Raw genomic sequence first — 23,787 nt, forward strand, 5'->3', positions numbered from 1 at the left:
CTGACCTTATAGTACAAGGGCAATCGCCGCATTGTTGGCTAGGTTTAACAGGCTATCTACATCTACAAAGTAGAACAGCACAAGTGCTGTCAGAATGTAAACAAGCGCTGTGACACCAAATGTTGGTGCAATCACTTCTACCTTTGCTTCTTCAAAGTACATTGCTTTTACAACACGCAGGCAGTAGTACGCTGCAATCACACTTGCAAGCACACCAATAACAGCAAGCGGAATAAGTCCGGCTTGTACAGCTGCTGTAAAGACAAAGAACTTCGCGAAGAAACCAGCCAGTGGCGGCACTCCTGCAAGTGAGAACACAAGCAGCATGAGGCAAATAGCAAGTTTAGGATGTGTGTAACCAAGGCCAGAAATATCATCAAACGTTGCAACGTTTTTACCGCCGCGCTTATGCAGACCGTTAATGATTGCAAAGATACCAAATGTCATGACACCGTAGATTACAAGGTAAACAAGCACAGCTTCCATACCATTTGTTGTTCCTGTTGCAAGGCCAACCAGCATAAAGCCAACGTTTGCAATAGATGAGTACGCCAGCATACGCTTGAGGTTGTTTTGTACAGTTGCCGCAAGGCTACCGACAACCATAGTCAGGATCGCAAGACCAATAAACATAATTTGCCACTGCTCAAACGCACCAACAAGTGGGCCGTTGAGTAGAGACATAAGAAGTGCAATAGCTGCAACCTTTGGCAGAACAGCCATAAATGCTGTGACTGTTGAAGGTGCACCTTCGTAAACATCAGGAGTCCACATGTGGAATGGCACAGCTGAAATTTTAAACACAAGACCTGTCAGCGTAAACACAAGTGCAAGAGACAGCATCAGTGATGGTTGCTCAAGACTTGAGAACTGATCCACAACGCCAGCAAGGGCAACGTAAGATGTGTCACCTGCAAGGCCGTAGAAAAGGCTCATACCGTAAATCATCAGGCAAGATGCCAGAGAGCCAAGCACAAAGTACTTAAGGCCTGCTTCAGATGACTTAGATTTATCACGTGCGTAAGCCGCAAGAATGTAAAGCGGGAAGCTCATCATTTCCATACCAACGTAAAGCACAATAAGGTCACGTGCACTCAGCATAATCATCATACCCAGTACCGCAAGGATATGCAGAACAGGATATTCAAAGCTGAGCAGCTTATGACGCGCAAGGTATGGCGTAGAGCCAATAAGCGCAAATACTGTAAATACTAAAAGTGATGCCTTAACAAATACGCCGAACGTATTGAGTTCAAACATAGGTACACCGTTACCACGCATAAAGGCAACGCCTGTGTAAGAGTTCGTTGCCACAAGCATCAATACAATGAGAGCACCAAGAAGGATGTAGCGTGTAAACACAGGAATCACCACCCCTGCTGTTTCCGTTTTCATACAAGCACCAACAATAAGAAGCACAAGCACGCTAAGTGCAAGCATCAACTCAGGCAGTGCTGGAGCAATTGAAAGTAGGTAATCCATTAGTGATGTCCTCCATGCGCATCGTGCGCTTTATCATGAGAGTCATACTCTTCTTTAATAAAAGTTGGCTCGCCAAGCGTTAGGCTTGCCACAGGCTCTAGCGTGTTCACCTGAGCAAGCTCCTGTGATGGCGCTTCAAGAATTTCGAGCGTTCGGTTTGGCATAAGGCCCATGTAGAACACAAGAAGGATAAGCGGAACAAACATCAGCTTTTCACGCTCTGTCATATCTTTTTGGTTCTTCACTTCATCAGATTTAATTTCACCAAATACCATACGGCGGTATAGCCATAGCATGTACACAGCACCCAGTACTACACCACTGGCAGCAATAACCGTAGCCCCTTGTGCCACAGGGTATGCACCTGTCAGAATTAGGAACTCACCCACAAAGCTGTTTGTACCAGGTAGCGCCACAGAAGCCATTGTAAACACCATAAATACGGCAGCGTACACAGGCATACTGTTGACCAGTCCACCAAAGCGCTCAAGGTCACGTGTATGCATGCGGTCGTAAATCACACCAATCAGCATGAAGAGCGCTGCACTCACAACACCGTGGTTCAGCATCTGCATGAGTGCACCTTGGATACTTTCAGGCGTTGCCGCAAAAATACCAAGTGTGACAAAGCCCATGTGAGACACAGACGAGTAAGCAATCATCTTTTTAATATCTGTTTGTGCAAAGGCCACAAGTGCTGCGTAAACAATCGCAATCGCGCTAAGTGCGTACATCAGCGGACGGAACAGTTCCACTGCCTCTGGGAACATCGGAAGGCTAAAGCGTAGGAAACCATAAGCACCCATTTTAAGAAGCACACCCGCTAGAATGACAGAACCTGCTGTTGGCGCTTGTACGTGTGCATCTGGTAGCCATGTATGGAATGGCCACATTGGCACCTTCACCGCAAAGGCTGCAAACATAGCCAGGAACAACCAGTACTGAGCTGTCTCAGATAGGTTGAGTGTTTGCATGGTTAGAATGTCAAAGCTACTGCCGTTTGCAAAGTATAGGTACATCATTGCAATCAGCATCAGCACTGAACCTACAAATGTGTAGAGGAAGAACTTCACAGAAGCGTAAATACGGTTTTCACCACCCCATACCCCAATAATGAGGAACATAGGAATCAGCATGGCTTCCCAGAATACGTAAAACAGGAGGAAGTCCATCGCACAGAACACCCCAATTACAGCACCTTCAAGTAGAAGGAAGCAAGCCATAAAGGCGCGTACGTTTTTGGTAATGCTTTCCCAGCTTACAAGTACGCAAATTGGCGTAAGAAGCGTTGTAAGCAGTACAAAGAGGACACTAATACCGTCCACACCCATTGTGTAGCGAATGCCAAAGTTCGTCATCCAAGGATGATCTTCAACAAACTGCATACCCGCATCAGGGTCAAAGCCGCCAAGCATCACGATTGAAAGCAGGAATGTAATCCCTGAAACCCACAGCGCAAGCATGCGTGCATTACGGTTTTCTGTTTCCTCATCACCGTCTTTTACCAGCATCACAAGCAGTGCGCCAATAATCGGCATAAATGTAAGGAATGAGAGAATTGGATAGTCCATATTTTTATTATCTTTCTCTTAAAGTGTCCAAAACGTAACCAGTGCCACCACGCCCACAAGAATCACAAAGGCGTAGTGATATACGTAACCTGTTTGTAGTTTGCTCATGAGCTGAGCTGAAAGCTTACTGATACCTGCAGCACCGTTCGGGCCCATCGCATCAATACCGTTCACGTCACCTTGTTTCCAAAGGATCTGCGCTAGGCATTTAGTCGGCTGTACAAATAGTGTGTTGTACAGCTCATCGATGTACCATTTCTTCATGAAGAAGCGGTAAAGAAGAGCAAACTTCTCAGAAACAGTTTTCGTTACCCCCTTCTTCTTCAGATAGATGACAGTTGCCAACAGAATACCAAGGGCAGCAAATACAAGCGGCGTAAACTTCACAACCTTTGGAATGTGTAGTGCGTGCACATCAAAACCAACAATAGCACCATGCCACCAGTGCAGATGTGTCATATCCTTAAGCAGGTAACCACCAACAATGGCACCCACTGCAAGCAGGTACATTGGCGCAAGCATCACAAACGGAGACTCGTGTGCTGCTTTAAGGGCTTTCTTATCATGTGCTTCACCGTGGAATGAGAGGTAAATCACACGGAAGCTGTAGAAAGCAGTTAGGAAGGCTGCAAACGTACCAATCGCGTAAATGATCTGGCCAAAGCTACCGCCACTCATAAAGGCTGCTTCAAGAACAAGGTCCTTACTGAAGAACCCAGCAAATGGAGGAATACCTGCAAGCGCCAGAGAACCAATCCACATCAGTCCATACGTAATCGGGATCATCTTTTTCAACGCGCCCATACGCATCATGTCTTGCTCGTCGTGCATCGCGTGAATCACACTACCTGCCCCGAGGAACAATAACGCTTTAAAGAAAGCGTGCGTTGTCAGGTGGAACATAGCGGCGTGGTATGCCCCTACTCCACATGCAAAAAACATATAACCCAGCTGAGAACATGTTGAGTACGCAATCACACGTTTAATATCTGTTTGCACAAGGCCAATGGTTGCTGCAAAGAGCGCTGTAAACGCACCAATAGCAGCCACAAATAGAAGCACGGTATCAGCAAGCTCAAACAATGGAGACATACGACTCACAAGGAACACACCAGCTGTGACCATTGTTGCCGCGTGAATAAGCGCTGAAACTGGTGTTGGGCCTTCCATCGCATCTGGGAGCCATGTGTGGAACCCAAACTGTGCAGACTTACCCATCGCACCAAGGAAAAGAAGCAGCGCAATCCAATTTATCACAGGCCATTCAAAGCCAAGTAGGCTGAACGTGTGCCCTGATACACTTGGAAGTGCTTCAAAGATTTCACTGTAGTTCATTGTGCCAAATACGCCCACAATCGTGAACAGGCCAATCAGCATGCAAGCATCTGCCACACGGTTTACAATAAAGGCCTTCATAGAGGCTGCGTTTGCGCTCTCTTTCTTAAACCAAAAACCAATCAGCAGGTATGAAGCAAGACCTACCCCTTCCCAACCAACAAACATTTGTAGAAGGTTTGGCGCAGTCACGAGTACAAGCATAGCAAAGGTAAACAGGCTCAAGTAACTAAAGAAACGGGCACGGTGTGGATCATGGCTCATGTAGCCAATTGAGTAGTAATGCACACACATAGACACAGATGTCACCACAAGCAGCATTGTTGCTGTAAGCTTGTCCACAAACACACCAAAGTCTACGCTGAGATTCGCAGTTTGAATCCACGTATAAAGTGTGCCCTCAATCGTTGGCGCATCTTGCATAGCCACTTGAATAAACGTAATGAAAGACAGAACGGCACTCACCGTAACAGCAGCACATGTCAGTGTCATCACACCTTTATGCCCAAGCTGGCGGCCAAATACACCACCAATAAAAGCAGCAAGGAGCGGCAGAAGAACAATCGCAAAAATATGTGTTTCTGTCATCGGTTAACCCTTCATCATATCCGCATCATCAACATCAATGTTGCCGCGGTTTCTATAGAATACAGTTACAATTGCAAGACCAATTGCCAGCTCAGCAGCCGCAATGGTGAGAATAAAGAACGTAAAGACCTGACCGCCCATATCATTCAGGTAGCTTGAAAAGGCCACCATGTTGATGTTGATGCTCAGAAGCATCAGCTCAATGCTCATCAAAATAATAATGATGTTTTTACGGTTCAGAACAATACCGCAAACACCAATCATAAATAGGATTGATGAAAGCGTTAGGAATTCAGTGAGACCTACATGATGAAATGCTGCGTGCATTACTTCACCTCCTCTGGTTTCATATCAGCAGTACCACGCGCGCTTGGCACATCAAGAATCGCCATACTTTCTTCACGTGTACGAGCAACCTGCTTAGAAATAACTTGTCGTTTAGAATCTGGGCGCTTGCGGTGAGTCAGTACAATGGCACCAATCATCGCAGTCAGTAGCACGAAGCCAGACACTTGGAATGGCAGCAGGTAATCTGTAAACAGAATGTTACCAATGTGAACCACGTTTTCGCCCTCAGTTGGCATCGGCATACCTGTTACAGCAGCTTCCTCTGTAAACACGCCGCTAAATACACCAAATAGAATCTGTGCCAGCATAATACCAATCACAACAATACCAAGTGGCAGATGCTTTTTGCTGCCGTCTTTAAGCATTTCAAAGTCGATATCAATTGTCATAAGAACAAATAGGAACATCACTGCAACCGCACCCACATAAACCATAATGGTGAGAAGCGCGATAAACTCAGCTCCAAGCAGGAGGAAAATACCTGCCGCATTAAAGAATGATAGCACCATAAACAGAATCGCCACCATCGGGTTTCTTGCTGTCACAACGCCGAGCCCGCCAATCAGCAGAAGCGTTGCGCACATGTAAAAGACAAGGTCTGCAATCATGATACATACTCTTCCATGTTTGCAGGACTGTAGTTTGGCCCTTTAAGAATTTTACCGTCTTCACGGTAAACAGGTTTACCATCTTCACCCACTTTGCTCATGTTAGAGCGGTGCACTTCCTGAAAAGCTGCGTCCGCATCCCAGCCCATGCTTTTAATGGTTCCGTAAGTCACATAAAGCAGATCAATACACTCTTTGAGTACATCAGCTTCAGCTTTTTTACGGCCTGTAACACCTGTTTTTTCTAGAATCTCAATCGCTTCAATAACCTCAGCGCATTCCTCTGTAATCAGCTTTTTACGCAGGTTAAGCATGTCTTGTCTATCGTCTGGAATACCGCCAAATACATCGTGGAATTCTGATACTTTTTTGTAATTACTCATCGGTACGGTGCATCCTTTCTTAGGCGTTCTGCGATACTTTCTTCCCAAATATCGCCGTTTTCTAATAGTTTGTTTTTGTCGTAAACCAACTGAGAGCGATCATGGTGTGCAAGGTCAAAGTGTGGACCTTCAACAATCGCATCAACTGGGCATGCTTCTTCACATAAGCCACAGTAAATGCACTTCACCATGTCAATGTCGTAACGTGTCGTACGGCGCGAACCATCCCCTCGTGGCTCTGCTTCAATTGTAATCGCTTGCGCTGGGCAAACCGCTTCACACAGTTTGCAGGCAATACAACGCTCTTCACCATTTGGGTAACGGCGCAGTGCGTGCTCCCCTCTAAAACGCGGTGAGATTGGTGTCTTCTCTTGTGGGTACTTAATGGTTAGCTTCTTTTTGAACATATTACGGAAGGTAATGCTCATACCCTTCGCAACATCAAGAAGAAGGAACTGTCTCAAAAGTTTGATCATCTTACTCTTAAACTCCCATCACAAATTTCATAAAGCTTGCCTGCCCGACTAGCCAAATCAGCGTAAACGGTAGGAAGATTTTCCAACCCAGACGCATCAGTTGGTCATAGCGGTAACGTGGGAACGTTGCACGTGTCCAGAGGAACACAAACAGCACGAAGGCAATCTTTGCAAAGAACCACAGGAAGCCTGGAATCATATTAAATGGCGCAATATCAATTGGCGGCAACCAACCACCCATAAACAGCACAGCTGTCATAGCGCTCATAAGAATCATATTGGCGTACTCACCAAGAAAGAACAGCGCAAAGCCCATTGCACCGTACTCAACGTTGTAACCGGCAACTAGCTCAGCTTCCGCTTCAGGAAGGTCAAACGGCGCACGGTTTGTTTCCGCCAAAATAGAAATAATAAACACGATAAACATAGGGAACAGTGGAATCATATGCCACATGCCACGCTGGTTCTCTACCACTTCTGTTAGGTTCATAGAACCAGAAAGGAGAATTACACTCAGCACAACAAGCCCCATAGATACTTCATACGAAACCATTTGCGCACCAGAGCGGACTGCGCCAAGGAATGGGTACTTTGAGTTACTGGCCCAACCAGCAAGGAGAATCCCGTAGATACCAAGAGAGCTCACAGCTAGCAGGTACATCACACCAAGGTTGATGTCACTCATCACAATGCCCTTATCGAAAGGAATCACAGCCCATGCCATAAGTGCTGGTACAAACACCATAATCGGTGCAATCAGGTATGTTGCTTTGTTGGCAACACCAGGCATCACAACCTCTTTAAACATCAGCTTCACCGCATCAGCAATCGGCTGACCAAGTCCCCAAGGGCCCACAGTCGATGGACCAACACGGAGCTGCATCCAACCAATCACCTTACGCTCAGCAAGGGTTAGGTAAGCAACCGCACCAAATAGAGGCAACATAATCGCAAGGATTTGCGCCACCAAAAGAGCGATGTACTTTACATTTTCAATCGTTAAAAGCTCTAAATAATCAAACATGTTAAGAAACTTTCTTCATGTTAGGTTTGAACTTGGCAGCACCATTCTCAGCAGCACATTCTGCCATCACTGGGCTTGCTCTTAGAATTTCATTGCTGAGGTAGTAAGACTCAACTGGCGCTTTGTAAGCTGTTTCTTTTGCAGCAGACTTACCCGGCTTGAAAGAAATCTCAAAGCTTTGCTTCTCACCCCAGTGACTATCTGCAAGTACAGGCCAATCTTCAGCCATGCACTCACGCAGACCAGCAAGCGTGTTAAACGGTAGCGTACTACCAAACACATCACTCAGCGCTCTAAAGATCTTCCAATCTTCTTTTGCGTTCAGTGGAGGCTGTGCAGCAGCTTTAGCTTCTTGCACACGGCCTTCTGTGTTCATCCACAGGCCATCTTTCTCAGTGTAAGCAGCTGTTGGAAGCATCAGGTCAGCATCTTTTGCCGCGTCTGTTTTGTGCGTGCCCATGTAAATACTGAACTTCGCACCAGAAACTGACTCACCACGTGTGTCCCCTTCTCCAAACTGCCAAAGCACATCTACATCACCCTTCTTAAGCGCTTTGTAGATTGCTGAAGCGTCCATTCCTTTATCTTCAGGTGTCACGTCTAGCGCAAGTACACCTGCACGACCAGCATGCTGATGCAGAACGTTGAGACCATTCCAGTCTTTACGCGCTACATTTAGTTTTTCACAGAAAGAAAGAATCTCACGCATTTGCGCACGTGCATCTACGCGCGTAAGAACGCCTTTGGCACCAATAATAACAGCGATGTTCTCTTTACCCTTAAGGAGCTTACCAAGCTTAGTTGTTGGTTTAGATAGCGCTTCAAGAGCTGAAATATCAGTTCCTGCGTGTGTGCTTGCGTAAGTAAGATCAGCCTCTTCGCCAACCACAAGAACCGGTGCGCCCTTCATCGCTTGCTTACGAATGCGTGTATTCACAAGTGGTGCTTCTAGGCGTGGGTTTGTGCCAATGAGTACAAATGCGTCTGCATCTTCAAGGCCTTCAATCCCAGAGTTCATAAGGCTTGCACCAAGACCATCAGCGCGTGTCAGTGCGTAACCATCCATTCGACCATCTACGTTATCAGTCCCAATCACATCTTTCATAAAGTCGTTAAAGGCGTAAAGGTCTTCTAGACTGTGGATATCACCTGCAAGGCCTGCAACGCGGTCTACATCTACACCTTTATGCGCTTTCTGAATTACTTCAAAAGCTTTTGGCCATGTAATGCTCTTCCACTTACCGCTCACCTTATGCATTGGTGTTGTGAGGCGGTTACGAGACAGGCCATCATAGCTAAAGCGCGCCGCATCCGTCATCCACTCTTCGTTCACTGCTGCGTTTTCACGCGGTACAATACGCATCACTTCACCAGCACGGCTATCAATTCGAATGTTTGTTCCCACAGCGTCCATCACATCAATTGAAGCTGTATGAGTCAGCTCCCAAGGGCGCGCTGTAAATGCGTAAGGTTTACTTGTCAGTGCGCCAACAGGACAAAGGTCAATCATGTTACCAGCAAGTTCACTCTGTAGAGCTTGCTCAACGTAAGTCCCAACCTGCATGTTTTCACCACGGAATGTGGCGCCCATTTCTTCAACGCCTGCAATTTCAGTCGCAAAACGGATACAACGTGTACAGTGGATGCAACGTGTCATCACAGTTTTAATTTTCGCACCAATTTCTAGGTCATCTGTACTACGTTTATCTTCGCTAAAGCGTGTACGGTCAGACCCATAAGATACGGCAACATCTTGAAGGTCGCATTCACCAGCTTGGTCACAAATTGGGCAGTCCAGTGGGTGGTTAATGAGCATCAGCTCCATCACCCCTTTACGGGCTTCCTTTGTTGTGTCACATGCGGTGTTCACCACCATGCCTTCAGAAACAGGCCATGCACAGCTTGCTACAGGCTTTGGTGCACCTTCAATTTCCACAAGGCACATGCGGCAGTTCCCTGCAACACTCAGGCGCTCATGGTAGCAAAAGTGTGGAATCTCAATTGAAAGTTGCTTTGCTGCTTGCATGATTGTGCTGCCCGCAGGTACAGCAACGTCAAAGCCATCAATGGTGAGGTTAATTAGGTTATCGCTCATTACGCAGCCCCTCTTTTGCCATTCGCTTCAATGCGTTTTTCAAATTCTTCTCTAAAGTGTTTAAGTGTGCCTTGTACTGGCCACATTGCACCATCTGCAAAGGCGCAAATTGTACGGCCTTCAATACGCTTGGTTACGTTAAACAGTTGGTCGAGTTCTTCTACTGTTCCTTCACCATCACGCAGACGCTCCATCATGCGGTAAACCCAACCCACACCTTCACGGCATGGCGTACATTGGCCACAGCTTTCGTGCTTGTAGAAACCGCTAATGCGCGTCATCACGTCAAGCACATCAACATCTTTGTTCATCACAATCACACCTGCTGTACCAAGACCTGTGCCGAGCTCACGCAATGCATCAAAGTCCATAAGTACTTCATTTGATTCTGCTGGGTTCAGCATTGGTGTTGAAGATCCACCAGGAATGATTGCTTGGAGGCTATCCCAGCCACCCATCACACCATCACAGTGTTCTTCAATGAGGTCTTTAAGTGGAATACTCATTGGCGCTTCAATGTTGCAAGGTTTATTCACCGCACCAGAGATACAGAAAATTTTTGTACCGTGGTTGTTTGGACGACCAAACTGCGTCCACCAATCAACTCCACGTTTAAGGATTGTTGGGATTTGTGCAATGGTTTCAACGTTGTTAATTGTCGTTGGGCAACCATACAGACCAAACTGCGCTGGGAATGGCGGCTTAAGGCGTGGTTGGCCTTTTTTACCTTCTAAACTTTCAAGAAGGGCTGTTTCTTCGCCACAAATATAAGCACCTGCACCAAGGTGTGTGTAAACATCTACATTGACACCTGTACCCATAATGTTTTTACCAAGAAGGCCAGCTTCATATGCTTCATCAATCGCTTGTTGTAGACGAGAGGTTTCGTCGTAATATTCACCACGTACGTAAATGTAACCTGTTTCTGCACCAAGGGCGTGACAGCCCACAATCATACCCTCTACAAGTGTGTGAGGGTCAAAACGGAGGATGTCTCTATCTTTACATGTACCCGGCTCACCTTCATCGGCATTACACACAAGGTAGTTTGGGCGCTTACCATCTGGACGTGGCATAAAGCTCCACTTCAGGCCCGTTGGGAAACCTGCACCACCACGGCCACGCTGGCCAGAAGCTTTCACAAGTTCAATAATCTCTTTAGGGTCTGCCTTAAGAATCTTTTTCAACTCTTTACCGTAACCGCCACGCTTTTCGTAGCCTTTTAGGCCCCAATCTTCAGCACCATCTAGGTTTTGGAAAACTTTATCCGCACGGATTAGGTTTGTTTTTGTTGATTTATTTGCCATCAAAAATCTCCAATCCTTTGCTTGGCGTCGTGCTTTCTACAGCCTTACCGCTCTTCAGTTCCTCAAGAATTTCTTTTGTACTCTCAGGCGTAAGCTTTACGTGGTAACCATCGTTAATTTGCATCATTGGCGCTTCAACACAGGCACCAAGGCACTCCACTTCTGTGAGTGTGAATAGACCATCATCACTCATGCCACCCTGCCCTTTAAGGCCTGTAACATCTTTAACGGTTTCAACAATTTTGCTAGAGCCGCGGATCATGCAAGCGCAGTTTGTGCACACCTGAACATGGTACTTGCCCACAGGCTTCAAGTTGAACATTGTGTAGAATGTTGCCACCTCATACACGCGAATGTACGGCAAGTTCAACGTATCTGCCACCAACTGCATTGCATCAACACTTACCCAGCCCCCAAACTCTTTTTGAGCAAGGTGCAGCAGAGGAATTGTTGCACTGCGGCTTTGTTCCGCTGGATATTTTGAGAGAATTTTCTCAACTTTTTTCTTCGCTGACGCCGTCCATTTGAGGTCTTTCCCCTCATGAACTTCGATTTTTTGTGCAGAAGATTTTGCCATAGGCTTAGTTTTCCATATTGTCATCAGTTAAATAGTTTAAGCGACGCACAGCTTCGCTAATAATATCTTTGCGTAAAGAAGCACACAGGTCCCTATCATAAGGATCTTTTTTTCCACAGTGTTTAGCTTCCATCTTTTTAAGTTGGATGATCCACTCTTCACGTGTACGGCAAAGATCATAAAGAGGCTTACCCTTAGCAATAAATAGGCCTTGGCAGTACACACCATCAATTTCAATTTCAGCAATCACATCAGAGCATTCCTCAGGCGTAAGACCAGGGCAAGACTCGCCAAAATCGAGCGTGAGCGCATGTGCTGCGCCCATCGTTCCTATAACAATACCAAGCCCCAAAATAAATCTCATTAGCGGTCAATCTCTCCGAACACAACGTCTTGTGTTCCAATAATTGTTACGGCGTCTGCGAGCATGTGCCCTTTGGCCATAAAGTCAAAGCCTTGCAGGTGCGCAAACCCTGGTGCACGGATCTTACAACGATACGGTTTAGAACCACCATCTGATACAAGATAAACACCCATTTCACCTTTTGGTGCTTCCACAGCAACGTACACTTCGCCTTCTGGCACGTGGATACCTTCTGTGTAGTACTTAAAGTGGTGAATCAGCGCTTCCATGCTTGTCTTCATATCATCACGCTTTGGTGGAGATACTTTAAAGTTCTGCGCTTTTACAGGGCCTTCAGGCATTTTTCTGAGGCACTGTTCAATCAGGTGCAGACTTTGACGCATTTCTTCTACGCGAATGAGGTAACGGTCGTAACTGTCGCCGTTCTTTCCAACAGGAATATCAAAATCAAGTTCATCGTAAACTTCGTAAGGCTGCGCTTTACGTAAATCATATGGCACGCCACTACCGCGTAGCATTGGGCCCGTAAAGCCCCAAGCCTGCGCTTCATCAGCTGTGACCACACCTACGTCCACAAGGCGTTGTTTCCAAATACGGTTTTCAGAAAGCAGGTTTTCGAATTCATCAATGTTCGCCCACATGCCGTCTACAAATTCTTTAATCTTATCTGTAAGACCTTCTGGCAAATCTTTAGCAACACCACCAGGACGGAAGTAGTTAGCGTGCATACGTGCACCAGAAACTTCTTCATAGAAATCTAGAATTCTCTCACGGTCACGGAACGCGTAAAGGAAGACACTCATCGCACCGACATCAAGACCATGACAGCCAATCCATAGAAGGTGGTTCAGTAGACGTGTAAGCTCTAGGTAAAGTACACGAATGTATTGCCCCCGCTTTGGCACTTCTACACGGAGCAGTTTCTCAACAGCCAAACACCATACGTGCTCTTGCGCCATCATTGATACGTAATCTAAACGATCAAAGTAAGGCAAAGCCTGAATGTATGTACGGTTTTCAATCAATTTTTCAGTTCCACGGTGAAGCAGACCAATATGTGGGTCACTACGTGTAATCACCTCACCATCAAGCTCCATCACAAGGCGAAGTACACCGTGCGCCGCAGGGTGCTGTGGACCAAAGTTAAATGTAAAGCCTTCACCCACGCTTACTTCTTGCGTGTGTTTGCCTTTTGGCAGGTTCTTTGGAGGTTGGTTTCTGAGCTCACTCATGCGCTTGCTTTCTCCTCAGACTCTTCTTCATTAAATTCTTCTTCGCTAAATGTGTTACGATCAACAGTCGCTTCCTCACCAAGGTAGGCGTTACCTGTCATACCTTTCCAAGAGCTCTGCTGGTCAAAATGACGGTACTCTTGCGGCATATCCACAGGCTTGTAAGCCACACGTTTTTCTTCTTCGTCGTAGTACACTTCTACGTTTCCTTCTACAGGGAAGTCTTTACGTAGTGGGTGACCGTCAAAGTCGTAATCTGTCAGGATACGGCGCAGGTCTGGGTGATTCTCAAACTTCACACCAAACATGTCGTATGCCTCACGCTCGTACCAGCCTGCACTTGGGAAAAGGTCTGTACTTGAAAGAACAGCGTCCCCTTCTGCACATTTCAACTTCACACGGATACGGTGGTTCAGCTGAACTGAAAGCATGTGATACACAACGTCAAAACGAGCTTCACGCTCTGGGTAATCCACACCACATACATCAAGTAGCATGCGGAATTGGCATTTTTTATCATCACGGAGGAACTTAAGAACCTTCAGAATTTCACTCTTCTTACAGCAAACCGTAAGTTCACGCTGAGAAATCTCAACGTTGTAAATTTCATTATCAAGCTCTTCTTCAATATGCGCTTTCAACTCGTGCAAAGTCTCAAGCTGCAAGTGCTTCTCCAAATGCGGGGCAAACTGTGTTGCTTCTGTCATGGATTAACCTTTATGCATTTCTAGTTTTGTATAAGGCTGCTTATCGCCGTGTTTGTACGCGTACTGCGCTTTCATCGCATCACGCTCAGAGTAATCAAACACACGCTCGCCTTTAATTTTTTTCTTCAGTTGAAGAATACCATACACAAGCGCTTCCGCTGTTGGCGGGCAACCCGGCACGTAAATATCGACTGGAATAATACGGTCACAGCCACGCACAACCGCATAAGAATGGTGATAGTAACCACCACCGTTGGCGCAAGAGCCCATGCTAATCACGTAACGAGGCTCAGGCATTTGCTCGTAAAGCTTACGCAGCGCAGGCGCCATTTTGTTTGTGAGAGTTCCAGCCACAATCATCAGGTCAGACTGACGCGGACTCGGACGGAAAAGTGCGCCATAACGGTCAAGGTCATAACGCGAGGCACCAGCCTGCATCATCTCTACCGCACAGCACGCAAGACCAAATGACATTGGCCAAAGACTGCCCGCACGGGCCCAGTTCACAACACTTTCAACACTTGTAAGAAGAAAACCATCATTTTTCAGGCTTTCGTTCACCTGATCCATGCCCTGATCCACAATCGCTTTCGGGTCATTTGTTATGATGTTTGACATATTAAAATCCTTTTATAAAAGGCCTACTCCCACTCAAGGGCGCCTTTTTTCCACTCATAAATAAAGCCAACAGTTAGCACAGTTAGAAAGGCCATCATGCTCCAAAAACCAATCAAGCCAATGTTCCCAAAGCTCATTGCCCAAGGGAAAAGAAAGGCCACTTCAAGGTCAAATACAATAAAAAGAATGGCTACCAGATAAAAGCGTACATCAAAACGACGACGTGCACTGTCGAACGCTTCAAAACCACATTCATATGGAGACATTTTTTGGTCAGATGGTCGTTTTGGCCCAGCCACAAACGGGATAGCCAACATAACTAAAGCAATTCCTGTTGCGAGAATTAAGAACAACAGAACTGGAAAATATTCAGCAATCATGCCTCATCGCTTCATTTTTTATTTTTATACGCATCTTTTATACTCCAAATCATCCGCAACCACAAGGAAAGCTCCTTGTAATTTTGGGTGTTTTTTCAGCAGTCGCTCGCAACACATTGATATTTTTGCATCATCTAAAAAGAAAGCTCCCATCTCAGGAGCTTTTTTATTGAACAAGCGTTTCTGCTTTGGCAAGGAATGGCTTGGTAACCTTAATACCCTTATTAAGCTTAAGATGCACTTGCCCCCTACCCGGTACCTGCACTTTAAGTAACGGCTTAGTACGGCCAGATGACAGTGGCTCCATGTATTCTTTCAGAACTTTAGCTGCATCCACATCACGTAGCACAATCTCAATCTCAGATGGGCCTTGCGCCACATCTTCTAGGTTTTCTAGACGCTCCACACTGACACGCAAACGGTCATCTTCAAGCGCCACACTCAAGTGCGCAAGCAGAGGCACGTTCGCATCAATCAAATCTGCATAGGCTTCATAAGACTCTGGGAATACAGCGATTTCATCCTGCCCAGAACGGTCAGATAGATGAAGAATCGCCATGCGTTTACCTGTTTTGGTTTTACGGATACGCTTAGCAGCAATAACCCCTGCCACCTTCACAATCACACCACCAGCTGTTGCTTTTTCTTCCAATGTAGAGATCTCAATAAGTCCATCTACATTCTTCAAAACATCGTTATAAGCTTCTAGCGGGTGCGAACTCAGATAGAAACCAAGAGAGCTAAGCTCTTGCTTTAACTTTTCAAACTTATCCCATTGATTTGTTTTTTCAAGTGTAGGGCGTGACAGGCTCACTGAATCACTATCATCATCTCCGCCTAGGCCAAATAAGTTTGTTTGATCACTGTTCTTTTGCTCAAAGGTGCTTTGCATCAAACCAAGCAGAACATTTACGTTTGCAGCAACTTCTGCACGGTTATCATAAATTTCATCAAATGCACCCGCTTTTGCAAGCGCTTCAACAATACGGCGGTTACAAAACTCAGGGTTTTGACGCTCAACAAAGTCATAAATATCTTTGTAAGGGCCATTCTTTTCACGCTCTTCAACAAGCGCCTGCATAGCTTCGTCCCCTACCCCTTTAATCGCACCAAGGGCAAAACGGATCGCACCGTTTTTATGTTCTGTTCCATCACTATCTTTACCGCCAGCCTGCGCAGCAACCGTAAAGAACACGGAACTATGGTTAATGCATGGCGGCTGAAGCGTCACATCCATACGCTGGAGCTCAGCTTTAAACTTAAGAACCTTCTCGCTATTACCGCGATCAAGTGTCATAGACGCGGCCATAAACTCAAGCGGGTAATTGGCTTTCAGGTAAGCCGTTTGCCAACTCACAAGGGCATAAGCAATCGTGTGAGCTTTGTTGAAACCGTAGGCTGCGAAACCTTCCATAAGCGCGAAAATCTCAGAGGCTTCTTTCTCACCAACACCGTGAACTTCTTTACAGCCTTTAAGGAAAATGGCCTTCTGCTTTTCCATTTCCTCAGGTTTCTTTTTACCCATGGCACGACGCAACATATCAGCTCCACCAAGCGTGTAGCCTGCCATCACCTGTGCCATCTTCATAATCTGCTCCTGATACACAGGCACACCAAATGTCTCTTTAAGAACAGGCTCTAGAGCTGGGTGTGGATACACAGCCTCTTGGCGTCCGTGACGACACTCAATAAAGTCTTCCACCATGCCACTGGCCAGCGGACCCGGGCGGTACAGGGCAATAATATCTGATAGGTACTGGAATTTATCCGGGTAAATTTTCTTCAGGTATTCTGTCATACCACGAGACTCAACCTGGAATACGCCAATCGTATGGCCATCTTGCAGAAGCTTAAAGGTTGGATCATCCTCAAACGGAATCTTCAGCGGATCAATCTCAACACCGTGGTTCTTTTTAATATCCTTAATGGCGTAGTTCACCACGGTCAGCGTTTTCAGACCAAGGAAGTCAAACTTTACAAGACCAGCAGCCTCCGCTTTACCCCAGTCAAAAGCTGTTACCTGCATGTCTGAGCGAGGATCTTTAAATAGTGGAGCAATAGCGTTAATTGGGCGATCTGCAATGTGAATACCCGCGGCGTGTGTTGAAGCGTGACGGTAAGCGCCCTCAAGGTCCATGGCCATATCCAGAAGAAGCTTCACATCTTCATCTGTGTCATACAAGTCTTTCAGCTTTTCTTCTTCAACAAGGGCTTGCTCAATTGGAATACTCGCAGGACCTTCCGGAATAAACCCTGCAATACCACTGACTGTACCAAAGCCCATTTCAAGAACACGGCCCACATCACGAATACAAGCACGCGCTTTCAAGGTACCAAAAGTAATAATCTGAGATACGTTTTCCGCACCGTACTTATCACGCACATACGCAATAACGTCTTCACGACCTTCAGGACAAAAATCGACATCAAAGTCAGGCAGGCTGACACGTTCAGGGTTTAGGAAACGCTCAAAATAGAGGTCCCAACGGATTGGATCTACGTCGGTAATATCCAGGCAATACGCCACAAGCGAACCGGCACCAGAACCACGACCTGGCCCTACAGGAATATCGTTTTCTTTACTCCACCTAATGAAGTCAGAGGTAATGAGGAAGTACCCTGGGTAACCCATGTGGTTAATGGTTTTAATCTCAAACTCAAGACGGTCTCGGTAAAATGCTTCAGTCTTCTTCTTTTCTTCCTCACTCTCAATAAACGGAAGAACGTACTCATCCATACGGAAGCGGAAGCCTTTCTCGGCTTCATTACGCATAATGTCTTCAACACTTGGGTCGTCGTCTTTACGCGGCCAAGCTGGCATGTAATATGTGCCAACAGGCATCCAGTATGCACAGCGCTGAGCAATCACATTTGTTTGCTGGGTAGCTTCAGGCACATCTGCAAAGAGTTCACACATTTCTTCAGCTGATTTCAGGTAATGGTGCGGCGTTGTTTTCGGACGCTCAGGGTCACTCATCACACTTCCCGAACCAATTGAAAGCATCACTTCAAACGGCTCTAAATGTTCAGGCTTAAAGAAACGGCTATCGTTTGTTGCTACCAATGGCAGGCCATGCTTGTACGCCCACTCACTCAGATGTGGCTCCATCATTTCTTCGCGGGCAAGGCCGTGACGTTGGAGCTCTACATACAGACGATCATCAAAAATACCATGAAGTTCTTTAAGGAAAGCTTCAGCCTTATCAACTTGGCCTGCTTCAACAAGCCCTGTGATTGGAGAAATCTGTGCACCACCTGTCATACAGAGCAAGCCATTTGAGTGCGCCTTAAGTACATCGAGTGGAATATTTGGAAGTTCCGCAGGATCTTTATCAATGTATGCCTTAGAGATTAGGATACAGATATTACGCCAGCCTTCTTCGTTTTGAACGTGAAAAGTGAGACGCCCAGCGTCTTTCAAAAAACCTTCTTGATCCGGCCTACGAATCCCCAGTTGCGTGCCAAAAATTGGCTGCACACCCGCATCCTTAAAGGCAAAACTCATATCAATGGCACCAAACATATTGTTGGTGTCTGTTACCCCAAGCGCAGGCATATTGTTATCCACAGCCCAGCCAGCAAGTTTCTTGGTTGGCATCATGCCATCAAGAAGAGAATACGTACTGTGCGCATTAAGATGAATGAATGGCTTTTTGTTACTGGAGTTCATAAGCCGCAGTGTAGCGCAGCCCCCGTATTCTGTGAATTAAAAAAGGAAAAATGCGCCTAAAATAGGCGCATTTCTTTTGCTTCGATTTACTCAGCTAAAAAGCTGTTTACTGGCCATATATTCAACCCACAGGCTTGCAATGGGGGCCAAAATACCAGTAGCTTCTAGCGCACGTACCTCTGACAGCGTAAAAAACGCAGCGCCTGCGCCTTCATACACCCTAAAATTGGACCAACTTACAGGTCGGCTCAATTCACAAAGGTATGATGGAACATCACCATACTGGCTTGTCACCATCATTTTGTGCATATCAGAAAACGGATTGATTGCTGTTTGCATCCCAAGCTCTTCAAAAAGCTCACGGGATGCTGCCAGTTCAGGAGATTCACCTTCTTCAATAGCACCGCCCCAAAGCGAAAACTGCAATGGTGAAATGCGAGGGTTAGAATCCCGAAACTGAAACAGAACCTTTCCTTCGTAGTTACGCACCCAAACAAGCGCGCCAGCTCGTTGACCATGAATGAACGGATAAATATTCATGATTAATCTTGCCCTCCAGTCAGAAGGCAACGGCCCTGCTCTGCTTTTACACGCTGAATATGCTCTACCGCAAACGCAGTGGTAGGGTGCAACAGCCCTGTTTCACGCATCATGACAACGTCTTCAAAAGTAAAAAAGCCCCATGCCGGTGCCATATGTTCATAGCGGCCAAGTTCAACAGAATTAACCGGAACAGAATAACGCAGCAAAGTAAGCTTTGCAGGTTCATAAACACCATTGACCACAGTCACTTGATCTACAATGCCCATACGCCAAGGATCTGATGAAAAACCCAGATCTTCTAGCAGTTTTACCAATACCGTAGCATCAGGATGATCAGACGCATCCAGCATCCGCCCACCGGGGAAAGACCAAGTCCCAGCAAACTCTTCTTCATCAAAGCCTCTCAGCTGCAAAAGAAGTTTACCATCTTCGTTTCCAATCAAAATGCCAGCAGACGACATAGCGCCAATAACAACAGGATGTTTTGCCATATTAGACTCCATAGGAAAAAGTAAAACAGATATGTTTACAACTCTGTTCTACAAGGAATGCCTCATGCTGTCAACGAAGCCTCCGTTTTCAGAACTTACTGAAAAGCAAAAGCACGCCCGAAGGCGTGCTTAATTTTCGATTCATTTTACTTTTGATAATTCTTCAAAAGTGGCATCCAGCTTTCACCTTCAACCAGTTCCCCAACGGCATAAGCCGTTGCAGGATGCAACGAGCCTTCTTCTTTCATGACAATCAATGATTTTTGATCAAAGAAGCCCACAGACGGCACCATAATATGATCGCGCCAGCGGAACTCGCCAAGTTCCATGGGAAAGCGAAGCACAAACAGCGTAAAGCTGGCGTAATTGCCGTAACCATCAGCCACCCAATCCTTACGGAAGGATTCAGCTGGCACGTTCACGGTTCCCAGGCCCAGCTCATCCATCAAACGATGCACAACAACACTTCTGGCGTTCACATCCTTAGGAACTGTGCCACCAGGCAAACACCATGTGTTTGGGAAATTCGGTTCACTGCTGCTGCGTTGCTGCAAAAGCAATTCACCTCGACTGTTTTCAATCCACACTGCAGCACTGAACTGTGCACCAAATACAATGGGGGTCTCTGACATAAGCAAAACTCCTCTGCTTGGGTAAAAAAGGGACAGATAGGTTCAAAAATAGAAGAGGCAGTAATACCCCTAATAAAATCTCACGTCAAAAGAATTATACGGACTCAGTTAAATGTCCATGATCAAGATTTAGAACACGGTCACATCTTGAAGCAAGCTCAGGGTTATGGGTCACCATAAGTAGCGCCATCCCCTCTTCTTTTACAAGTGATTCAAACAGCTCAAATACGCTATCTGCGTTTTCAGGGTCTAGACTTCCTGTTGGTTCATCAGCAAGCAAAACTTCAGGCTTATTCATAAGCGCACGTGCAATGGCTACGCGCTGCCCCTCACCCCCACTTAGCTCTGACGGGCGGTGCTCCAAACGGTGCGCAAGACCAACTTTTGCAAGAAGTTCATGAGCACGTGTGAGTGCAGCTTTCTGGCTCATACCTGCAATACGCGCTGGCATCATCACATTTTCAAGGGCTGTAAAGTCAGGCATAAGGTGGTGTGTTTGGTAAATAAAGCCAAACGTACTGTTACGCACAGCACTGCGTTTACGGTCAGAAAAAGCATTCACTGAAACACCGTTCAGCATCACTTCACCAGCAGTTGGCGCATCAAGAAGGCCTGCAATATGTAGAAGCGTACTTTTACCACTCCCACTCTGACCAACAATCGCCACACGCTCACCTTTGTTCAAAATCAGGTCAGCACCAGAAAGCACAGTCAGTTCACCATTACCTGTACCATATGTTTTGCTTACAGCTTTAATATCTAGAACACGACTCATAGGCTACGTAACACCTCCACAGGATCTGTTTTTGCCGCACGCCAAGCAGGGTACAAGCATGCAAGGAGTGTAAGTACCATACTCATAAGGCTCACACTCACAATATCTGCCCAAACAATAACGACAGGAATTTCAGTAAGATAGTAAGCTTCTCCACTAAAGATAGAAACACCAAGCATGGTTTCAAGAAAGGCAACAATGCTCTGCAAGTTATACGCAATCGCAAGGCCAGCACCAATACCTGCAAGTGTCCCTACCCCACCAAGTAGAAGGCCGTTCCAGAAGAAGATGCCTAGAATCTTTTTACGCGGCGCGCCCATAGTTCTGAGGATTGCGATGTCGCTGCGCTTGCTTCCTACAAGCATGGTTTGCCCTGTAATAATATTGAAAGCTGCCACAATAATAACCAGAGAGAGGATGACAAACATCACCACTTTCTCCACCTGTAGCGCTTCAAAGAATTGTTTATTGACTGTATTCCAACCAGAAATAAAGACATCTTCACCTGTCACCGCACGAATTTTTTCATCATACGGAAGCAGTTCGTCAGGTGTTGTCACTCGAATTTCAAAACCGCCAATTTTATCGCCTACACCAAAGAACTTACCAACAGTCTCAAGGCTCATCAACATCCAGCCATTGTTGTAGAGTGTAAAACCGACATCAAAAATAGCCGCAACTTCCATACGCTGCATGCGTGGCACAAAGCCAGCGATTGTTGGTGTACCACGTGGAGACATCAGCGTCACGCTATCACCAACACCTACACCAAGTTTTTTCGCAAGAGACTCACCAATAGAAACCGTGTTTGGTTTTGCAAGGTGGTAAAGATCACCCTCTACAATTGAGTCAAATAGAAGCTCTTGGCCGTATTTGAACTCCGGGTCAATTCCACGTACCAAGATACCAGACACATTCCCACCACGCACTACCATACCCTGCGCTTGCGTGTACATTTGCACAGATGTCATGCCCTCTACGCCCATAAGGTCAGCGCGCGCCGCCTTCCCTTCAGCAATTGTCATATTTTGTACATTGACATTAATATGACCAGTCATACCAAGGATACGGCTGAGTAGTTCTTCACGGAACCCCGCCATCACACTCATCACAACAATAAGTGCGGCAACACCAAGAAAAATACCAAGAAGAGAAAAGCCTGTTACCACCTTCACAAACCCGCGACGAGCTGAGAGGTAACGTAAGATTACATGAGGTTGGAGCGTTAAATTCTTCATAAAGGGCATCATAGGCCAAAGGATGTTTTAGGGCAAAAGAAAACCACCCCCTAAGCTGGGGTGGTTTCAAAATCGATTACTTGCCAATGACTTCGGCAATTTTATCTTTACGCTTTTGCTGCTTTTCAGCGGTTTTTTCGTAAGCATCAAGTTGGCTTTCCAAGCTAACAAGCTCATCAAACTCAAGGACTTTCAACTTATCAGCGTCAAAGAAAATCATAGATTCACGCTGCGCAATCGCAACACGCACCTGATCCGTATACTTGTCTTCGTAAGCCTTCTTCAGCGGAAAGTAAATGGTAAAACGTGCAACCAAAGCAGCCAAAGCCACAACCCACATCCCTGTGAACATCTGAAAGGTTTGCCCAATTGTATCAACATCACCGCTAGACTGCGCAAGAGTCAAAAAAGCGCCTGTCGCAGTAGCGCCAACCAAGCCACCTAGCAAGGCTCCCGGTCCTTCTTTTTGCGTAAATTTCACAATTTCAGCATAACGCCAGGTCGCAAGAAGAACGCCAGTCATCACAGCATATATTGTAATGGCCCACCAGTTGAACAGCACCAAGCCAAGAATCTTAAAAAATCCCCAGCCATCCTGTGCAACGTCAGGAGTAAAAACAAGGAAGGCTCCAAAGCTGAGAAGCAATATGAGATTAATTGCTCGCACAACCCAGTAAGAGCCCTTTAAGAACGCCTGCATCAGACAAACTCCTTACGTTAGAAAACATGAAAAAAGATACAAAACAGATCAAAATCAACCCTTTGTATACGACCGAAAAAACACCGTCAAATAAAAAGGAGCTTTTCAGCTCCCTTTTTTCATGACTTAGATTTATAACAGACGATTTTTTTAGGCCCATAGTTAAATGGCTTTTTGATTTTAACAGCAAAGCTCTCTACATCATTGGGCACCATAACATTATAACCTGCTTCTGCAATAACCATGGCTGCCATACCCGCTGGCGCTTGCCATTCTACATCAAACTGAATACCGTAATAATTCTGCCTCTCACCCTGCAGCGTACTTTCTACCGTTGCAGAATAGCCTGGCGTGGGTACAGCTTCTTTAAAGTGGATATCATGCCCTATTGTATAAATTGTGCTCTGCGCTCTATGGGCATATGCCATATCTTCGGAATCTCCAACGTTGTTCATCACACAATCCCATACGCCAACTTCTGCCACACGATCTGCCATAGCAGGTGAAGCCGTTACAAGTACCAGCGCTGACGCTAAAAATAGAGCTTTCATGTAAATCCCCTCCATTAAATGCCTATATTTTAGGCACTACCAATATATAAGAGCAACAAAAAAGGGCGCCCTTGCGCCCTCTTCTTAAAGCT

General features: G+C 46.1%; 24 protein-coding genes. All 24 read right to left on the reverse strand.

Features of this window, described 5'->3' with window-relative positions; genetic code table 11:
* Nucleotides 1–6: 6 nt before the first annotated feature.
* The 24 genes from VX730_02195 to VX730_02310 all read right to left on the reverse strand — a co-directional run bounded on the left by VX730_02195 (nt 7) and on the right by VX730_02310 (nt 23,695).
* Entirely contained in the window at nt 7–1,482 is a 1,476-nt protein-coding gene (locus tag VX730_02195) for an NADH-quinone oxidoreductase subunit N (GenBank protein ID MEC9291190.1), read from the reverse strand.
* Nucleotides 1,482–3,053 (reverse strand): NADH-quinone oxidoreductase subunit M, encoded by a 1,572-nt coding sequence (locus tag VX730_02200; GenBank protein ID MEC9291191.1) that lies wholly within the window; start codon nt 3,051–3,053, stop codon nt 1,482–1,484. The genes VX730_02195 and VX730_02200 overlap by 1 nt, the downstream gene beginning before the upstream one ends.
* Nucleotides 3,054–3,071: 18 nt before the next feature.
* Nucleotides 3,072–4,976, reverse strand: coding sequence for an NADH-quinone oxidoreductase subunit L (gene nuoL, locus VX730_02205; GenBank protein MEC9291192.1), 1,905 nt, complete (start codon nt 4,974–4,976; stop codon nt 3,072–3,074).
* 3 nt (nt 4,977–4,979) lie between these two features.
* On the reverse strand, nt 4,980–5,303 hold the full coding sequence (gene nuoK / locus VX730_02210) for an NADH-quinone oxidoreductase subunit NuoK (GenBank protein ID MEC9291193.1): 324 nt from the start codon (nt 5,301–5,303) through the stop codon (nt 4,980–4,982).
* Nucleotides 5,303–5,932, reverse strand: a complete 630-nt coding sequence (locus VX730_02215; protein ID MEC9291194.1) for an NADH-quinone oxidoreductase subunit J — start codon at nt 5,930–5,932, stop codon at nt 5,303–5,305. Before VX730_02215 ends, nuoK begins: the two co-directional genes overlap by 1 nt.
* Nucleotides 5,929–6,315 carry a nucleoside triphosphate pyrophosphohydrolase family protein gene (locus VX730_02220; protein MEC9291195.1) on the reverse strand — a complete coding sequence of 129 codons (387 nt, stop codon included), beginning with the start codon at nt 6,313–6,315 and terminating at the stop codon, nt 5,929–5,931. Before VX730_02220 ends, VX730_02215 begins: the two co-directional genes overlap by 4 nt.
* The gene (gene nuoI, locus VX730_02225; protein MEC9291196.1) at nt 6,312–6,791 is read right to left on the reverse strand and encodes an NADH-quinone oxidoreductase subunit NuoI; all 480 of its coding nucleotides are present in this window, start codon (nt 6,789–6,791) and stop codon (nt 6,312–6,314) included. The genes VX730_02220 and nuoI overlap by 4 nt, the downstream gene beginning before the upstream one ends.
* Nucleotides 6,792–6,798: 7 nt before the next feature.
* Complete coding sequence (nuoH, locus tag VX730_02230; GenBank protein ID MEC9291197.1) at nt 6,799–7,815, reverse strand: NADH-quinone oxidoreductase subunit NuoH; 1,017 nt, start codon at nt 7,813–7,815, stop codon at nt 6,799–6,801.
* A gap of 1 nt (nt 7,816) precedes the next feature.
* Entirely contained in the window at nt 7,817–9,910 is a 2,094-nt protein-coding gene (gene nuoG / locus VX730_02235; GenBank protein ID MEC9291198.1) for an NADH-quinone oxidoreductase subunit NuoG, read from the reverse strand.
* A complete protein-coding gene (gene nuoF / locus VX730_02240; protein MEC9291199.1) occupies nt 9,910–11,217 on the reverse strand; it encodes an NADH-quinone oxidoreductase subunit NuoF in 1,308 nt (435 codons plus the stop codon). Before nuoF ends, nuoG begins: the two co-directional genes overlap by 1 nt.
* Nucleotides 11,207–11,794: an NAD(P)H-dependent oxidoreductase subunit E gene (locus VX730_02245; GenBank protein MEC9291200.1), complete on the reverse strand. Its 588-nt coding sequence runs from the start codon at nt 11,792–11,794 to the stop codon at nt 11,207–11,209. Before VX730_02245 ends, nuoF begins: the two co-directional genes overlap by 11 nt.
* A 4-nt stretch (nt 11,795–11,798) precedes the next feature.
* Nucleotides 11,799–12,158 (reverse strand): hypothetical protein, encoded by a 360-nt coding sequence (locus VX730_02250; protein ID MEC9291201.1) that lies wholly within the window; start codon nt 12,156–12,158, stop codon nt 11,799–11,801.
* The gene (locus VX730_02255; protein MEC9291202.1) at nt 12,158–13,390 is read right to left on the reverse strand and encodes an NADH-quinone oxidoreductase subunit D; all 1,233 of its coding nucleotides are present in this window, start codon (nt 13,388–13,390) and stop codon (nt 12,158–12,160) included. Before VX730_02255 ends, VX730_02250 begins: the two co-directional genes overlap by 1 nt.
* Entirely contained in the window at nt 13,387–14,097 is a 711-nt protein-coding gene (locus VX730_02260) for an NADH-quinone oxidoreductase subunit C (GenBank protein ID MEC9291203.1), read from the reverse strand. The genes VX730_02255 and VX730_02260 overlap by 4 nt, the downstream gene beginning before the upstream one ends.
* 3 nt (nt 14,098–14,100) lie before the next feature.
* Nucleotides 14,101–14,667 (reverse strand): NADH-quinone oxidoreductase subunit B family protein, encoded by a 567-nt coding sequence (locus tag VX730_02265; protein MEC9291204.1) that lies wholly within the window; start codon nt 14,665–14,667, stop codon nt 14,101–14,103.
* A 71-nt stretch (nt 14,668–14,738) separates the two neighbouring features.
* Nucleotides 14,739–15,095 (reverse strand): NADH-quinone oxidoreductase subunit A, encoded by a 357-nt coding sequence (locus VX730_02270; GenBank protein MEC9291205.1) that lies wholly within the window; start codon nt 15,093–15,095, stop codon nt 14,739–14,741.
* 166 nt (nt 15,096–15,261) lie between these two features.
* Nucleotides 15,262–18,765, reverse strand: a complete 3,504-nt coding sequence (dnaE, locus tag VX730_02275; protein ID MEC9291206.1) for a DNA polymerase III subunit alpha — start codon at nt 18,763–18,765, stop codon at nt 15,262–15,264.
* 90 nt (nt 18,766–18,855) lie between these two features.
* Nucleotides 18,856–19,305, reverse strand: coding sequence for an NUDIX domain-containing protein (locus tag VX730_02280; protein MEC9291207.1), 450 nt, complete (start codon nt 19,303–19,305; stop codon nt 18,856–18,858).
* Nucleotides 19,306–19,307: 2 nt separating this feature from the next.
* Nucleotides 19,308–19,799 (reverse strand): NUDIX hydrolase, encoded by a 492-nt coding sequence (locus tag VX730_02285; protein ID MEC9291208.1) that lies wholly within the window; start codon nt 19,797–19,799, stop codon nt 19,308–19,310.
* Between the two features lie 146 nt (nt 19,800–19,945).
* Nucleotides 19,946–20,431 (reverse strand): NUDIX domain-containing protein, encoded by a 486-nt coding sequence (locus VX730_02290; protein ID MEC9291209.1) that lies wholly within the window; start codon nt 20,429–20,431, stop codon nt 19,946–19,948.
* A 94-nt stretch (nt 20,432–20,525) separates the two neighbouring features.
* The gene (locus VX730_02295) at nt 20,526–21,206 is read right to left on the reverse strand and encodes an ABC transporter ATP-binding protein (protein MEC9291210.1); all 681 of its coding nucleotides are present in this window, start codon (nt 21,204–21,206) and stop codon (nt 20,526–20,528) included.
* Nucleotides 21,203–22,444 carry a lipoprotein-releasing ABC transporter permease subunit gene (locus VX730_02300; GenBank protein ID MEC9291211.1) on the reverse strand — a complete coding sequence of 414 codons (1,242 nt, stop codon included), beginning with the start codon at nt 22,442–22,444 and terminating at the stop codon, nt 21,203–21,205. Before VX730_02300 ends, VX730_02295 begins: the two co-directional genes overlap by 4 nt.
* Before the next feature lie 76 nt (nt 22,445–22,520).
* Nucleotides 22,521–23,144 (reverse strand): hypothetical protein, encoded by a 624-nt coding sequence (locus VX730_02305; protein MEC9291212.1) that lies wholly within the window; start codon nt 23,142–23,144, stop codon nt 22,521–22,523.
* A gap of 119 nt (nt 23,145–23,263) precedes the next feature.
* Complete coding sequence (locus tag VX730_02310; protein ID MEC9291213.1) at nt 23,264–23,695, reverse strand: hypothetical protein; 432 nt, start codon at nt 23,693–23,695, stop codon at nt 23,264–23,266.
* Nucleotides 23,696–23,787: the final 92 nt, after the last annotated feature.

Source organism: Pseudomonadota bacterium, assembly GCA_036141575.1.
GTDB lineage: Bacteria > Pseudomonadota > Alphaproteobacteria > UBA2136 > JAPKEQ01 > JAPKEQ01.